General features: G+C 62.3%; 17 protein-coding genes. 13 read left to right on the top strand and 4 right to left on the bottom strand.

The annotated features are described in order from the left end of the window. Positions 1-23 precede the first annotated feature (23 nt). The 10 genes from AB8804_RS13415 to AB8804_RS13370 are packed head-to-tail and all read left to right on the top strand — an operon-like array spanning position 24 to position 10,087. A complete protein-coding gene (locus AB8804_RS13415) occupies positions 24-1,055 on the top strand; it encodes a sigma-54 interaction domain-containing protein (RefSeq protein ID WP_371186885.1) in 1,032 nt (343 codons plus the stop codon). A 21-nt stretch (positions 1,056-1,076) separates the two neighbouring features. Then, on the top strand, positions 1,077-1,451 hold the full coding sequence (gene fliE / locus AB8804_RS13410; protein WP_371186883.1) for a flagellar hook-basal body complex protein FliE: 375 nt from the start codon (positions 1,077-1,079) through the stop codon (positions 1,449-1,451). A gap of 9 nt (positions 1,452-1,460) precedes the next feature. Beyond that, positions 1,461-3,140, top strand: a complete 1,680-nt coding sequence (fliF, locus tag AB8804_RS13405; RefSeq protein ID WP_371186881.1) for a flagellar basal-body MS-ring/collar protein FliF — start codon at positions 1,461-1,463, stop codon at positions 3,138-3,140. Further along, positions 3,112-4,143, top strand: a complete 1,032-nt coding sequence (locus AB8804_RS13400) for a flagellar motor switch protein FliG (protein ID WP_371186879.1) — start codon at positions 3,112-3,114, stop codon at positions 4,141-4,143. The genes fliF and AB8804_RS13400 overlap by 29 nt, the downstream gene beginning before the upstream one ends. 3 nt (positions 4,144-4,146) lie before the next feature. Then, on the top strand, positions 4,147-4,893 hold the full coding sequence (gene fliH / locus AB8804_RS13395) for a flagellar assembly protein FliH (protein ID WP_371186877.1): 747 nt from the start codon (positions 4,147-4,149) through the stop codon (positions 4,891-4,893). Beyond that, entirely contained in the window at positions 4,886-6,205 is a 1,320-nt protein-coding gene (fliI, locus tag AB8804_RS13390; protein WP_371186875.1) for a flagellar protein export ATPase FliI, read from the top strand. The genes fliH and fliI overlap by 8 nt, the downstream gene beginning before the upstream one ends. A 6-nt stretch (positions 6,206-6,211) precedes the next feature. Beyond that, positions 6,212-6,655 carry a flagellar export protein FliJ gene (gene fliJ, locus AB8804_RS13385; RefSeq protein ID WP_371186873.1) on the top strand — a complete coding sequence of 148 codons (444 nt, stop codon included), beginning with the start codon at positions 6,212-6,214 and terminating at the stop codon, positions 6,653-6,655. A gap of 1 nt (position 6,656) precedes the next feature. Continuing rightward, the gene (locus AB8804_RS13380) at positions 6,657-8,042 is read left to right on the top strand and encodes a glycosyltransferase family 2 protein (RefSeq protein ID WP_371186871.1); all 1,386 of its coding nucleotides are present in this window, start codon (positions 6,657-6,659) and stop codon (positions 8,040-8,042) included. 35 nt (positions 8,043-8,077) lie between these two features. Continuing rightward, a complete protein-coding gene (locus AB8804_RS13375) occupies positions 8,078-9,013 on the top strand; it encodes a hypothetical protein (protein ID WP_371186869.1) in 936 nt (311 codons plus the stop codon). A gap of 15 nt (positions 9,014-9,028) precedes the next feature. Then, positions 9,029-10,087, top strand: coding sequence for a CDP-glycerol glycerophosphotransferase family protein (locus AB8804_RS13370; RefSeq protein ID WP_371186867.1), 1,059 nt, complete (start codon positions 9,029-9,031; stop codon positions 10,085-10,087). A 29-nt stretch (positions 10,088-10,116) separates the two neighbouring features. On the opposite strand, the gene AB8804_RS13365 is transcribed toward AB8804_RS13370, so the two are convergent. The 4 genes from AB8804_RS13365 to flgA form a co-directional block, all read right to left on the bottom strand. After that, positions 10,117-10,509, bottom strand: coding sequence for an adenylyltransferase/cytidyltransferase family protein (locus AB8804_RS13365; protein WP_371186865.1), 393 nt, complete (start codon positions 10,507-10,509; stop codon positions 10,117-10,119). Between the two features lie 15 nt (positions 10,510-10,524). After that, positions 10,525-10,962, bottom strand: a complete 438-nt coding sequence (locus AB8804_RS13360; protein WP_371186863.1) for a flagellar protein FlgN — start codon at positions 10,960-10,962, stop codon at positions 10,525-10,527. A 2-nt stretch (positions 10,963-10,964) separates the two neighbouring features. Beyond that, positions 10,965-11,237 carry a flagellar biosynthesis anti-sigma factor FlgM gene (flgM, locus tag AB8804_RS13355; protein WP_371186861.1) on the bottom strand — a complete coding sequence of 91 codons (273 nt, stop codon included), beginning with the start codon at positions 11,235-11,237 and terminating at the stop codon, positions 10,965-10,967. 122 nt (positions 11,238-11,359) lie between these two features. Then, positions 11,360-12,145, bottom strand: coding sequence for a flagellar basal body P-ring formation chaperone FlgA (gene flgA / locus AB8804_RS13350; RefSeq protein WP_371186859.1), 786 nt, complete (start codon positions 12,143-12,145; stop codon positions 11,360-11,362). A gap of 86 nt (positions 12,146-12,231) precedes the next feature. On the opposite strand from flgA, the gene flgB reads away from it, so the two are divergent. Genes flgB through flgD form a run of 3 tightly spaced genes read left to right on the top strand, consistent with a single transcriptional unit; the run spans position 12,232 to position 13,735 of the window. Further along, positions 12,232-12,582 carry a hypothetical protein gene (flgB, locus tag AB8804_RS13345; RefSeq protein WP_006177433.1) on the top strand — a complete coding sequence of 117 codons (351 nt, stop codon included), beginning with the start codon at positions 12,232-12,234 and terminating at the stop codon, positions 12,580-12,582. Positions 12,583-12,601: 19 nt separating this feature from the next. After that, entirely contained in the window at positions 12,602-13,027 is a 426-nt protein-coding gene (gene flgC, locus AB8804_RS13340) for a flagellar basal body rod protein FlgC (RefSeq protein WP_371186856.1), read from the top strand. Positions 13,028-13,030: 3 nt separating this feature from the next. Further along, positions 13,031-13,735 (top strand): flagellar hook assembly protein FlgD, encoded by a 705-nt coding sequence (flgD, locus tag AB8804_RS13335; protein ID WP_371186854.1) that lies wholly within the window; start codon positions 13,031-13,033, stop codon positions 13,733-13,735. Positions 13,736-13,741 lie beyond the last annotated feature (6 nt).

Here is a 13,741-nt window from a genome sequence, read left to right as displayed (position 1 = left end):
AGCTTAAATGTTGGTGAGTTGTTATGAGTATTGTTATTGAACATGAAGCCCGTAATGAAAATGGATTTATTGCCAGCGCGCCAGAAAGCATAAATGTATTTTCATTAGCACGTCGTGTTGCGAAATATAATGTGTCGGTACTCATTACGGGCGAAACGGGGACGGGGAAAGAGTGTGTTTCCCGCTACATTCATGAAAATGCCCTCGGGGCCGATGCGCCATACGTTGGCGTTAACTGCGCCGCTATTCCTGAAAGCATGCTCGAAGCCATATTATTCGGCTACGAAAAGGGCGCGTTTACCGGCGCGGTAACCAGCGTTGCCGGGAAATTCGAACAGGCAAACGGCGGTACATTACTGCTGGATGAAATTGGCGATATGCCGCTGGCGCTGCAGGCGAAATTACTCCGCGTATTGCAGGAGCAGGAAGTTGAGCGCCTCGGCAGCCATAAAAAAATCCCGCTGGATATTCGCCTCGTGGCCTCCACCAATAAAGATTTGCAGCAGGAAATTGCCGAAGGCCGCTTTCGCCAGGATCTGTTCTACCGTATTTCGGTAGTGCCGATTCACATCACGCCGCTGCGCGAGCGTCGTCTGGACATTATTCCGATGGCGATGCGCTTTATCGCCAAATACAAAGCGTTCCACAAGGGCAACGTTCGCCTGAGCGAAGAGGCGCGCCACGCGCTGCTGACCTACGACTGGCCGGGCAACGTGCGCGAGCTGGAGAACGTCATCCAGCGCGGGATGATCCTGAGCAACGGCGAAGAGATTACTGCCAAAGACTTTGGCCTGCCGGCGCTCGCGCCGCTCGCGACCTTAGACGGCGTGGACGTGATGCCCGCCTACCGCGAGCAGCAGGCCGCGCCAGCGGCCATCAGCAACGTCAAGCTGCACGGCCGGATGGCGGAATATCAATACATCATCGAACTGCTGAAGCGCCACAACGGCAACAAATCTAAAACCGCCGCGTTTTTAGGCATTACGCCGCGCGCGCTGCGCTACCGGCTCGCCTCCATGCGCGAAGAAGGTATCGATATCGAATGCTACTCATAACGCGCGCCCGAGACTAATACCATGGACAAAATTACCGCTATCGGCCTGCACGCCAGCCAGCAGGCGATGCTGGACAGGATGCACAACGCCGCCGCCGTGGCCGCCTCTGGCTCAACCGGCGACGCGGCGTTCATTGCGCCGGGCGCTTCCCTTTCCGGCGTCACCGGCGCGCGCGATCTCTCTTTTTCGCAGGTACTGAACAACGCCATCGACAATGTCGACGCCATGCAGCATTCCGCAGGGGCGAAGCAAAAGGCGATTGAGCTTGGGCAGAGCGACGATCTGGCCGGGGCGATGATTGAATCGCAAAAAGCCAGCGTCGCCTTCTCCGCCATGATGCAGGTCCGTAACAAGCTCACCACTGCGCTCGACGAAGTGATGAATACTCCGCTGTAAGGTTTTCCCGTGCTGACTAAGTTAAAAGATAGATTTTCTGCCTTACCCCTCCCGACCGGGCGCATTAAACCGCAGTGGCTGATGGCCGCGGGCGGCGTGGCGCTGGTTGCGGCAATCGTGTTTTCCCTGTGGCGCAGCAATCAGGGCTACGTGGCGCTGTACGGCAGCGAGGAAAAGCTGCCCGTGGCGCAGGTGGTTGAAGTGCTGGGGGCGGAATCCATCGCCTACCGCATCAACCCCGACAGCGGCCAGATCCTGATCCCGGAGGACAAGCTCCCGCGCGCGCGCATGGCGCTGGCGGCGAAGGGCATTACCGCCGTGATGCCGGACGGCTACGAGCTGATGGATAAAGACGAGATGCTCGGCAGCAGCCAGTTTGTGCAGAACGTGCGCTACAAGCGCAGCCTGGAAGGCGAGCTGGCGCGCAGCATCATGGCGCTGGACCCGGTTGAAAACGCGCGCGTGCATCTGGGGCTGAGCGAGTCCAGCTCGTTCGTGATGACCAACAAGCCGCAGAGCAGCGCGTCGGTCATGCTCCAGCTGCGCTACGGCAAGCACCTGGACGAACAGCAGGTGTCGGCGATCGTCCAGCTCGTGGCGGGCAGCGTGCCCGGCATGCAGGCGGCCAGCGTGCGCGTGGTGGATCAGGCGGGCACGCTGCTGTCGGAAAACGCCCAGCAGGGCGGCACCAGCATGGCGAGCATTCGCCAGAGCCGCGACGTGATCGACCGCATCAAAAACGAAACCACCAACAACATTGCCGGGCTGCTCGCGCCGCTGTTCGGCAGCGAAAACTTCCGCATCAGCGTGACGCCAACCGTCGACATGAGCAGCGTGGAAGAGACGCAGGAGCGCCTGGGCAAAGAGCCGCAGATCAGCGACGAAAGCATCTCCCGCGAAAACACCACCAACGAGCTGGCGCTGGGGATACCCGGCTCGCTGAGCAACCGTCCGGTCAACCAGCCGACCGCCGTGACGCCGCCGATGGCGGCCAATCCGCAGGCGGCGCAAGCCCAGACGCAGACCAGCAGTCCCAGCTCGCTGTCGAACCGCAGCCAGGAGCAGCGCAAGTACGCGTTTGACCGCGATATCCGCCACATTCGTCACCCCGGCTACAGGCTGGAAAAGCTGCGCGTGGCGGTGGCGCTTAACCAGGCCGCGGCGCCGCTTGCCAGCATGACGCCGGAGCAGCTCACCGCGCTGACGAAGCTGGTCGAAGACGCGGCGGGCATTGAAAAAGCGCGCGGCGACTCGCTGACCCTCGACCGGCTGGCCTTTATCGACCGGACGCCGGACGGCCTGCCGGATCTGAAATGGTGGCAGGACCCGAACATCCAGTACTGGGGGCAAAACGGCGGCATTGGCATGCTGATCCTGCTCACCCTGCTGTTCGGCCTGCGTCCGCTGGCCCAGCGCTACGGGCGTCGTGAACCGGACGAACGGGCGGCAATCGAGGGCAGCGCGCAGGCCGAGGCGATTGAGAACAGCATGGTCACTACCGAATCTGGCCTGACGGGGCTGCCAGGACCGGCATTCAACCAGGATACGGAACTGCCGCCGCAGAGCTCGGGCCTTGAGACCAAGGTCGAATACCTGCAGATGCTGGCGGAAAACGAAACTGAACGTATGGCAGAAGTCTTGAAACAATGGATCAACAGCAATGAGCGAACTGATAACAAGCAGCAGTAAGGGCAGCACCGCGACGGGGCGCAGCCGACTGGAGCAGGCCGCCATTTTGTTGCTCAGCGTGGGCGAAGAGGCGGCGGCGAAGGTGATGCAGAAGATGAACCGCGACGAGGTGATCCTGCTGAGCGACACCATGGCGCGCCTGCACGGCGTGAAGGTCGACCACGCGCGCCACGCCATGAACAACTTTTTTGACGACTACCGCGAGCAGAGCGGCATCAACGGCGCGTCGCGCAGCTACCTGCGCGGCATTCTTGAGAAAGCGCTGGGCGGCGAAATTGCCGGCAGCGTGATCAACGGCATCTACGGCGACGAAATTCGCCACCGCATGGCGCGGCTGCAGTGGGTGGACATCCCGCAGCTTGCGGCGCTGATCGAGCAGGAGCACCTGCAGCTGCAGGCGGTATTCCTCGCGTTTCTGCCGCCGGACGTGGCGGCGGGCGTGCTCAGCGCCCTCTCGCAGGAGCGTCAGGACGAAATCGTCTGGCGCATCGCCCGGCTGGACGACGTCAACCGCGACGTGATCAACGAGCTGGACCGCCTGATCGAGCGCGGCGTGTCGGTGCTGTCGGAGCACGGTTCAAAAGTGGTCGGCATCAAGCACGCGGCCAACATTGTTAACCGCATTTCAAGCAACCAGCAGCAGCTGCTCAACCAGCTGCGCGAGCGCGATGCCGACGTGGTGGACGAGCTGGAAGAGGAGATGTACGAGTTCTTCATCCTCAGCCGCCAGACCCCGGCGACCCTGCAGCGCCTGATGGAAGAGATTTCTATCGAGGAGTGGGCGGTTGCGCTCAAGGGCACCGAGCCGGTGCTGCGTCAGGCCATTTTCAACGTCATGCCGAAGCGCCAGGTGACGCTGCTGCAATCCACCACCACCCGCCTGGGGCCGGTGCCGGTGAGCCGCATCGAGCACGTGCGCAAAGAGATCATGGCGACGGTGCGCCAGCTGGCGGAAGAGGGCGAAATTCAGGTTCAGCTCTTCACCGAGCAGACCATGGAGTAACCCATGTACAAGAAACAGAGCTTACCGCTGAGCGCCCTGACCGCCAGCCGCCAGGCGGTGGTGAAACCGCGCCTGCACAAATTCCCGCCGCTGCGCAAGCGCCGCGCGGCACCGGCGCTGCCCGACGACGCCCGTCCGGTGCTGGACGACGCCGCGCTGCAGTCGCAGCTGCAGCAGGGCTTTCAGGATGGCCTGAACAGCGGCTTTGCGCAGGGCATGGAAGAGGGCAAAGAAGAGGGCTATCAGGAAGGACTGCGGCTGGGATTTGAAGAGGGCGTGCGCAAGGGCCGCTCCGAGGGCAAAACCCAGGCGCGCCAGCAGTTTCTTGAGGCCGCGCACCCGCTGGACAGCATTATCGCGTCGATGGAAACCTTCATGGCCAACTACGAGCAGCGCCGCCGCGAAGAGCTGTTGCAGCTGGTGGAGAAAGTGACCCGCCAGGTGATCCGCTGCGAGCTGACGCTCCATCCCACGCAAATACTCACCCTGGTGGAAGAGGCGCTGGCCGCGCTGCCGCAGCAGCCGGAGCAGGTCAAAGTGATGCTGAACAGCGAGGAGCACCGCCGCATCAGCGAGGCCGAGCCGGAGAAAGTGGCGCACTGGGGGCTCACCGCCGACCCGGACCTGCCGCCGGGCGAGTGCCGGGTGATCACCAACACCACCGAAATGGACGTGGGCTGCCAGCACCGTCTCGACCAGTGCATGGACGCCCTGAAGGCGAACCTGCTGCCGGAATCGCACGATGAGTGATCACGACTTCGAGCAGGTTTTACGCTCGCTGGAGAACATTAACCTCGCCCGCGTGGCCGGAAGGCTGGTGCGCGTGGCGGGCATTCTGCTGGAGTGCGTCGGCTGCCGCCTTGCCGTGGGCCAGATGTGCCAGGTTGAAGGCGCGGAGGGCGAGCTGATCGAGGCGCAGGTGGTCGGCTTTGACCGCGAAGTCACCTTCCTGATGCCCTTCAAGCAGCCCGCCGGGCTAATGGCGGGCGCGCGCGTTTACCCTCTGGACAAACAGCACGGCGTGCTGATTGGCGACCAGTGGCTGGGCCGCGTGGTCAACGGCCTCGGCGAGCCGATCGACGATAAAGGCAAGCTGACCGGCGACGCCGTGCTGCCGCAGCAATTGCCGCAGGTGCATCCGCTCAGGCGCCAGCCGGTGGACGCGCCGCTCGACGTGGGCGTGCGGGCGATTAACGGCCTGCTGACCATCGGCAAAGGCCAGCGCGTCGGGCTGATGGCGGGCAGCGGCGTGGGCAAAAGCGTGCTGCTCGGCATGATCACCCGCTACACCCAGGCGGAGGTCGTGGTGGTGGGGCTGATCGGCGAGCGCGGGCGCGAGGTGAAAGAGTTTATCGACCATTCGCTAGGCGAAGAGGGGCGGCGCAAGTCGGTGATTGTCGCCGCGCCCGCGGACGAATCGCCGCTGATGCGCATCAAGGCCACCGAGCTGTGCCACACCATCGCCAGCTACTATCGCGACAAAGGCAAAGACGTGCTGCTGCTGGTGGACTCCCTGACGCGCTACGCCATGGCGCAGCGTGAGATTGCCCTCTCGCTGGGCGAACCGCCCGCCACCAAAGGCTATCCGCCGTCGGCGTTTGGCCTGATCCCGAAGCTGGTTGAAAGCGCGGGCAACAGCGAAAGCCACGGCTCGATGACCGCCATTTATACGGTGCTGGCGGAGGGCGACGATCAGCAGGACCCGATCGTCGACTGCGCGCGCGCCGTGCTCGACGGCCACATCGTGCTGTCGCGCCACCTCGCGGAGGCCGGGCACTATCCGGCGATCGACATCGGCCAGTCCATCAGCCGCTGCATGAGCCAGGTGACGCAGCAGGCGCACCAGCGCGCCGCGCGCACGCTGAAGCAGCTTTACGCCGAATACCAAAGCATCAAGCCGCTGATCCCGCTCGGCGGCTACGTGGCGGGGGCCGACCCGCTGGCCGATAAAGCGGTCAACCTCTCCCCGGCCATCACCCGTTTTCTGCAGCAGGAGGTTCAGGATGCCGCGCCGCTGGAGAAAACCATTGCCGACCTGAGCGCGCTGGCGCAGGCAGGATAACTACCGATGAGCAAACTGATTAACACCCTTGAACAGCTGCACCTGCTGCGCAACCGCGCGGTGCAGGATCTCAGCGCCCGGCTGGCCTCGCAGCAGCAGCTGTGCCAGCGGCTGGAAAAGAACATTCACGCCCTGTCGAACCTGGTCAACAACACCGTGCAGGAGCTGCAGGGCGGCGCGACCATGCTCAGCAACCAGTCCGTCTACAAGCGCCACATTCAGCGCGTGATCGACTGGCAAAAGCAGGAGCAGGCGCTGGCGAGCGTGGAGGCGCAGAAGCTGCAGGGCAACCTGCTGGCGGAGTCCCGCCGGGAAAAAAGCCTGGAGCTGGTGCTGGCCTCGCGCCGGGAAGACCTGCGCCTCGAGCAGGAGCGACGCGATCAGAAAACCACTGACGCGGTGTCGGCGCAGTGCTGGCTGCGTCAACAGCAGGCGCAGCGGCAGCGATAGTATGAGCAACCTGATGCAGACGCTGCTGAAACGCCAGCAGCAGAAAAAAGAGTACGGCACCCCGTTCGTCAGCGTGGTGTGCCCCACCTGGAACCGCCGGGCGTTTTTGCCCTACCTGCTCTACATCTTCCAGTATCAGGACTACCCGGCCGACAGGCGCGAGCTGATTATTCTGGACGACTCGGCGCAGAGCAACGAAGACCTGGTCGCCATGATGGTCGACCCCGCGGCGTGCAGCGTGCGCTACGTTCACAGCCCGGAACGGCTCGATCTGGGCAAAAAGCGCAACATGCTCAACGAGATGGCGAAGGGCGAGTACATCATCTGCTTCGACGATGACGACTACTATGCGCCGAACAAAATCAGCATTCAGGTGGCGGCGATGCAGCGCAACAACGCGCTGTTTTCCGGCAGCGACACCATCTACATCTGGTACAGCCACCTCGATAAAATTTACCGTACCCATTCGTTCGGGGAGCGCCACGCGCTGAACGGCACCTTTGGCTATCACCGCAACTTCCTGAAAAACCACCGCTATGAAGACGCCGCCACGCTGGCGGAAGAGCAGGCGTTTCTCAACAACTTCACCGCGCCGGTGCAGCAGATCGATCCGCGCGACGCGATTCTGTGCATCTCGCACAGCGCCAATACCTACGACAAAGACTTTGTGCTCGGCTCCTGCACGCCCGTCGATCTGACGCTGGAGGATTTCGTCACCGACCGCAACCTGCTGAGCCACTACCGCCGCCTGAGCGCCGCGCCGCTGAGCGCCGCCGTGCAGTGGCAGGCGTTTGGCAAGGTGGCGGTGATCTACGATCCCGAACGGCCGGACCTGCTGGAGGCCCAGCGGCAGAGCCTCGCTTCGCTCGGGTTAGAGGACGCGCGGCTGGTGGCCTTTGCCCGCGACCCTGACCACAGCGAGCTGGAGACGCACTGCGCGGTGCTCGAGCAGGCGCAGCGCGAGCAGTGGCACAGCGTGGCGCTGGTGGACGCGGCGGTGAAATACGTGCGTAAAGAGAACTCCCTCAAAACGGTGAACCGGCTGCTGGAGCGCCTGCCGCACATCGACTGGCAGGTTGTGCTGCTCGGCGGGCGCTACGACAACATTTCCGCGCTCAAGGCCCTGCCCGGCGTGGCGCGCGTGCTGAAGGGCGGCTGCGGATGCGCCTATGCGGTGAAGGGCGACTACATCCCCACGCTGCTTGACGTCTACCGCCAGGCGCATCGGCAGGGCGCGGGCCTGGACGCCTGCTGGCCGCTGCTGATGCAGGCCCACTGCTGGCTGGGGCTACAGCCCAGCTTCGCTTTTTTACCCGAGATAAAAGACCCCGCCAGCGGCGACCTTATCGACTGTACCCACTGGTTTTTTCGCAAAAACTTTCAATGAGTATCGCCGCCTTTGCCGCGGCAGGAGCAGCAAGTATGGAACTGACAGAACACTACCAGCCTGAATACGTGATCCGGTTTAACGCTCGCGACGCGGCGTGCGAATGCCCGGCCTGTCAGGACGCCGCTGGCGACTGGCCAAAAACGCGTCTGACGGTGGGAAACCAGCAGCGGGAAAGCCTGAATGCGCAATGCGAAAGCGCCGCGCGTGAAATCCTCCTCAACCCGGAGGCCTTTATGCTGCACGCCGGTGAGGTTGAGGCCGACGCCCTCGAGCGCAACGCCTGGGATGAAGCCTTAAACCAGCAGTGCATCAATATTGCCGTGCATCCGGCGCTGACGCTGGAGGGCAGCCTGTATGCCATCGGCGTGCTGCTCAGCAAGGCGCAGCGCTACGTGGAGGATAACCAGCGCGATCCGCAGAACCTGACCGCCATGGGCGAGCAGCTGGCGCAGCTGGCGGAAGCGGGCGTGTTGAGCGAGCAGCTCGCCCTGCTGCCGCCGATTGAGGTTAACCGCGTCGAGGCGCTGGGCGAGATGGGCGCGATGCGCCTCAGCCTGAACGTGCCCGCGATGCAGAAAATGATGCTGATGTTTAAGCTCAGCGAGCTGGCGATCATGCAGCCCGCGCGCCTGCAGGAGCGGCTGCGCGAGCTGGACGGCAGGGCGATTCCGCTGTTCGCTGAGCAGCCGTTTATCACCCGCAACGTGCTGCTGTACCGCCTGTACGGCGACAGCTTCCCGTGCCGTGACGCGGGTAACTACGGCGTGGCGCTGAAGTCGCTCACCGGCCAGTTCTTCCAGCTCCGGATGCTGTGCGCGATGTGGCTTGAGGACAATGCGCAGATCACCGCCGATGAGTTTAGCGCGCTGTTCAGCGCCTGGTACGGCTGGCAGTCGCAGAAACCGCGCGCCGGCGACGGGGAAAACGGGGCGGACTACACGCTGCTCTGCGGGCTGTCGCTGATTTAAGAAGGGGCCAACACCATGAGTGCGAACACTGACCACGCGGGCCGCATCGGCTTTTTTATGGAGACGTCATTTCACTTTGAGGTCTACCGCAGCATTATTTCCGCCCTGCTCGAGGAGAACAGGCCCTGCGAGCTGCTGATCAACGACCTGATTGAAGACGCGTTCGTCAACGACATGACCTCGTTTCTGGCGACCCTCAGCGTGCCGGGGCTGGGCTGCCGCCTGCTGTCGGGGGCGCTCAAGGCCGGGCGGCGTTACGGCTGTCTGGTAAGTCCTTACTACGTTCCGGGCCTGGACGCGCTCTCCGACAACGCCGTTCGCACGGTGTACGGGCTGGCGAAAAACGACTGGAACCATGCGGCCTGGAACGCCCGCTATCGCCATATTCTCTGCTACAGCCGCTATACCCAGCGCGCGCTGGCGCTGGGTGAGAAGGCGAAAGTGGTGGGCAACCCGCGCTTCGACGACTGGCACAACCGGCGCTATCCCGCCGAACTGCCCGCGCATCTCGACGGCGCGGGCGGAAAGCCGGTTCTGCTGTATGCCCCGACCTACGGTGAGCTCAGCTCGCTGCCGCACTGGGCGGAGAAGCTCAGCCGCCTGGGATCGGAATACCACATCATCACGAAGCTGCACCACGGCACGCTGTATCGCCCCGGCGAGCGCGCGTCGCTTAAGCTCGCGCGGCGGTTTTTGAAGCGCAGCGTGCAGCCGGGCGACTCGGTGTTCACGCTGCTGGCGCACGCGGATTACGTCATCAGCGACAACAGCGGCTTTATTTTTGACGCGATCAACGCGGATAAAAAGGTGATCCTGCTCGAATGGGACGGAATGGAAACGCTGCTCAGCGGCAACCGCTCGTTCAGCAACCCGGACAGCCCCGAGCAGCAGGTGCGCCAGTTTTTACCCGTGGCGCGCGACATGGCGGACCTGCGCGCCTGCCTGTCGGACGACTGGCCGTGGGAGACGCACGCGGCGCGTTTGCAGGAGATTAAAACCGACTATTGCGACGCCTTTAACGACGGCAGCGCCGGACGCCGCGCCGCCGAGGTGATTATGCAGTCTATGGCGTAGGGTCGGCGCGGGCAGGGACGCCCGCGCGCTTAGCGTTTCTTGATCACTTCAATCAGGGAGGTCGTGGACACGCTCGGGGTTCGCGCCAGGTAAACTACGTCAAGCTGGCGCGCGAAGTGGTCGAATCTCCCCCTCCAGTCATCCCCCATCACCAGCACGTCGGCCTGGTACTCGTGGATATACTCCGCCTTACGCTCCAGCGACTCTTCCAGAAAAATGGCGTCCACATACTTGATGCCCGCCACGATGGCCATTCTGTCGTCCTGATCGTACACGGGGTAGCGACCCTTTTTGCGCACGTTAAGTTCGTCCGACGAGACGCCCACGATCAGCCGGTCTCCCAGCGCGCTGGCGCGCTGCAAAATGTTCAGGTGGCCGACGTGAAAAACGTCGAAGGTGCCAAAGGTGATAATCGTCTTCATGCTCTGCGCTCTGGATCAGCCCTGCTCGTACAGCCAGTTTTCCGGCTCGCTGATGTTCAGCAGGTTTTGCAGGATCTCCTGCTGCATCGACAGCACGGTGATGTTGCTGTCGTTGAGCGCTTTGCACTCGGCGGCGACCTGCTCAAGCGCGTCCCAGAGGCCGTTGAGCTGGCGTTGATGCGTGGCGGGAAGGCGGGAGAACAGCGTGCGCAGGCCCGGCGTGCCGACCGGGATGCCCAGCTGAGTCAGCAGCTGGTAGCGCTGCCTGCTGTTGTGTGAAAGCTGCTCGTAGCAGGCGATAAGCTGCGGGTTGAGCTGCTCCAGCTTTGCCGTATCGCGTGCGATAAGCCACTGACGCTGGTCGGAAAGCAGGGCCTTCAGGCTGCCGTAGGTTTCACGGTCTTCCACCATGCCCTGGACCAGGGTTTTGACGCACTGTGCGGCGTTACTCATTGTTACCTCTGATAATATTTCTCAATCGCGCCTGCCAGCGAATCAACGTCGATGCTGATTTTTCCGCTCGCAATGGCGTCTTTCATGCTGGCCACGCGCGCCATATCCACCTCTGGCAGGGCTGCCAGCTGGGACTGCGCATCGCCAAGAACGGGATCGATGGCTGCGGTTTTGGCTGTTTTCATCTCGTCAGCGCCGGACGTGCGGGCCGTGGCCGTGCTGCTGGCCTGGTTAATCGCGCTTGTCATTGCGTACTGGGTGGATGTCACTTTCATCGCATTACTCCATCTACGGATAGTTATTCGTCGTTTTCGCCAGGGCGGAAAGATCGTTTCCCGGCGCCTTACCGGGATAAAGCGGCCCACCGGCGGGAAAACTTAAGCCCGGCGTGACATTTTTATTTCGCGGCCGCAAAGCCGGTTCTGACCACGCCCATGTCGATCACCATCGCGGTGACTTCCCGCTCGCTGCTCTCGTTTTTCACCTTGATCATCTCGCCCTTGCGCCCTTTTTTAGCGGCGATCCCCATGGTGCGCGCCTCCACGCCGTCCTGGTCGGCAATCATCAGCACGCGCTGCCCGCGCTCCACCATCACCGGCGAATCCAGCTGGCTCTGGCTCAGGGGCTGCATCTCGCGCACGCGGCGCTTGAGGGTCAGGCCCACCGCGTCGTCCGGGCGGGTGAGATAGCCGCTGCGCAGGTTGCTGACGTTGAATTTTTTGCGCGTCAGGTCAGACGCCGCCAGCACGTGGCCGCGCTCCAGCGTGCGCGTCGGCATCAGCACCTGCAGGTAGATGTCCGGCTTTACCGTGACCGCCACGTCCCAGCCGCTGCCGGACTCGCAGCGCACGTCAAAGCGCAGGCGGCGCAGGTCGAGGCGCTCGCCGCCGGGCATGCTCACGGCAAGCGGCGTGGGGCAGGGGGCGTATTGCGAAATTTCAGACGGGATAAACAGGTTCAGCTTCGCCTGGTAATCCTCCCAGCGGCTGCGCTGCGCCTCATGGCGGATGGCGTCTGCGGCCTGCTGCTGCACGCGGGCGTACACCTGCTTGCGCGCGGTGGTGGCCTGAGGCTGCGCCGCCGCCGGAAGCGCGAACAGGCACAGCATTGCCGCCGGAATGGACCAGCGGAAAAAAGGCTTCCTGCATGCGGCAGTGGTAACTGATAAGTCTATTAAATTCATGGCGTTAAAAACCTGGCACGATAGTTGCTTTATAGGTTGCAGCAACATGGACTCTTGCAGGCGTCCACCACAGAAAGGAGCGAGTTGTGAGTATTACTTTTGACAAGGCATTGGGCGTTCATCCGCAGGCTGTAGCACTTCGACTTTCCAGGGCGGAACTGCTTTCAGCAAATCTGGCTAACGTCGATACCCCCAACTTCCAGGCTAAAGATATTGATTTTGCCGCAGAGATGCAACGCTCGCAGCGCGATTTCTTTCCCGGCTCCGCGCCGCAGGAGATGTACCGCGTGCCGTATCAACCCTCCTCGGACGGCAACACCGTTGCGCTGGACGTGGAGCAGGCCGAGTTTTCAAAAAACGTGCAGGACTACCAGATGAGCCTCGCGTTTTTGAACATGAAATTCACCGGCCTGAAGAAGGCAATTGAAGGTAAGTAATTGAATCAGGTAACAAAGAATGGCTTTTAGCGATATTTACCGCGTGTCGGGTTCCGCGATGACGGCGCAAACCGTCCGGCTGAACACCATCGCCAGTAACCTCGCCAACGCCGAAACCCCGGCGGTGGACGAGGGCAATGTGTATAAAGCGCGCCGCCCGGTGTTTGCGGCGGTTTACCAGAACGACGAGCTGACCAACCGCGACGCGATCTCCGGCGCCCGTGTACAGGTGCTGGACGTGGTGGAATCGGGTAACGCGGTGCAGCGCTACGAGCCGCACCACCCGATGGCGAACCCGGACGGCTACGTCTGGTATCCCGATATCAACGTGGTGGAAGAGATGGCGGACATGATGTCGGCGTCGCGTAACTTCGAAACCAACGTCGATGTTCTTAACAATGTGAAAAGCATGCAGCAGAGCCTGCTGCGGCTTGGCGAGGCGTAATAGATGAGCGTGAATGGCGTTTCCACCCAGTCCGGCGATACCACCACCACCCGAGACGGTGGCGTATCCCCGAACGACAACACCGCCGCAGGGATGAACAACCTGTTTATGCAGCTGCTGGTGGCGCAAATCCAGAACCAGGACCCGCTGAACCCTACAGACGGCACCGAATACGTCAGCCAGCTTGCGCAGCTGACGCAGGTGCAGTCGATGGAAAACATGATGGCCGGAATGCAGAACATCGGCGTGCTGATGGACAACCTGCAAACCCTGTCGACGGGCAACCTTGTGGGCCAGAAGGTCATGGTCAAAACCGACACCATTCAGACCGACGGCAGCACCAACGTCGACGGCCGCCTGACGCTGGAGCACACCGCCAACACGGTGACCGTCATCCTGAAGGATGAGACCGGCAAGGAAACCAAGGTGGAGCTCGGCAAGCAGGAGGCCGGCGAGGTGGACTTCACGGTGAACCCGACGGAGCTGGGGCTCAAAGAGGGGAAATACACCATGTCCGTGGTTACCGACGTCGACGATGCGACGGTGCCGATCGAGGTGAGCGGCGTGGTGAATAACGTGCGCATCCCGATGGACGGCAGCGCGATCGTGCTCAACATTCCGGGCATTGGCGACGTGCCTTATCACCAGATTACGCAGTTTGGGCAGTCGCCCTCGAACAACGACAGCGCAAAAAAAATGATGAGTTAATCAGGA

The organism is Enterobacter sp. KBR-315C3_2022 (genome assembly GCF_041399425.1).
Classification (GTDB): domain Bacteria; phylum Pseudomonadota; class Gammaproteobacteria; order Enterobacterales; family Enterobacteriaceae; genus Enterobacter.
Note: the sequence above shows the minus strand (reverse complement) of the source record. Positions and strands in the feature narration are given on the sequence as shown.

Excerpts from the sequence above, each read along its gene's own strand:
- fliI (WP_371186875.1), top strand. The coding sequence starts at position 4,886 with ATGAGTGATCACGACTTCGAGCAGGTTTTACGCTCGCTGGAGAACATT.
- flgC (WP_371186856.1), top strand. The coding sequence starts at position 12,602 with ATGGCTTTTAGCGATATTTACCGCGTGTCGGGTTCCGCGATGACGGCG.
- AB8804_RS13415 (WP_371186885.1), top strand. The coding sequence starts at position 24 with ATGAGTATTGTTATTGAACATGAAGCCCGTAATGAAAATGGATTTATT.
- flgM (WP_371186861.1), bottom strand. The coding sequence starts at position 11,237 with ATGAAAGTGACATCCACCCAGTACGCAATGACAAGCGCGATTAACCAG.
- AB8804_RS13375 (WP_371186869.1), top strand. The coding sequence starts at position 8,078 with ATGGAACTGACAGAACACTACCAGCCTGAATACGTGATCCGGTTTAAC.
- flgA (WP_371186859.1), bottom strand. The coding sequence starts at position 12,145 with ATGAATTTAATAGACTTATCAGTTACCACTGCCGCATGCAGGAAGCCT.
- fliJ (WP_371186873.1), top strand. The coding sequence starts at position 6,212 with ATGAGCAAACTGATTAACACCCTTGAACAGCTGCACCTGCTGCGCAAC.
- fliE (WP_371186883.1), top strand. The coding sequence starts at position 1,077 with ATGGACAAAATTACCGCTATCGGCCTGCACGCCAGCCAGCAGGCGATG.
- AB8804_RS13365 (WP_371186865.1), bottom strand. The coding sequence starts at position 10,509 with ATGAAGACGATTATCACCTTTGGCACCTTCGACGTTTTTCACGTCGGC.
- flgD (WP_371186854.1), top strand. The coding sequence starts at position 13,031 with ATGAGCGTGAATGGCGTTTCCACCCAGTCCGGCGATACCACCACCACC.
- AB8804_RS13380 (WP_371186871.1), top strand. The coding sequence starts at position 6,657 with ATGAGCAACCTGATGCAGACGCTGCTGAAACGCCAGCAGCAGAAAAAA.
- AB8804_RS13400 (WP_371186879.1), top strand. The coding sequence starts at position 3,112 with ATGAGCGAACTGATAACAAGCAGCAGTAAGGGCAGCACCGCGACGGGG.
- AB8804_RS13370 (WP_371186867.1), top strand. The coding sequence starts at position 9,029 with ATGAGTGCGAACACTGACCACGCGGGCCGCATCGGCTTTTTTATGGAG.
- fliH (WP_371186877.1), top strand. The coding sequence starts at position 4,147 with ATGTACAAGAAACAGAGCTTACCGCTGAGCGCCCTGACCGCCAGCCGC.
- AB8804_RS13360 (WP_371186863.1), bottom strand. The coding sequence starts at position 10,962 with ATGAGTAACGCCGCACAGTGCGTCAAAACCCTGGTCCAGGGCATGGTG.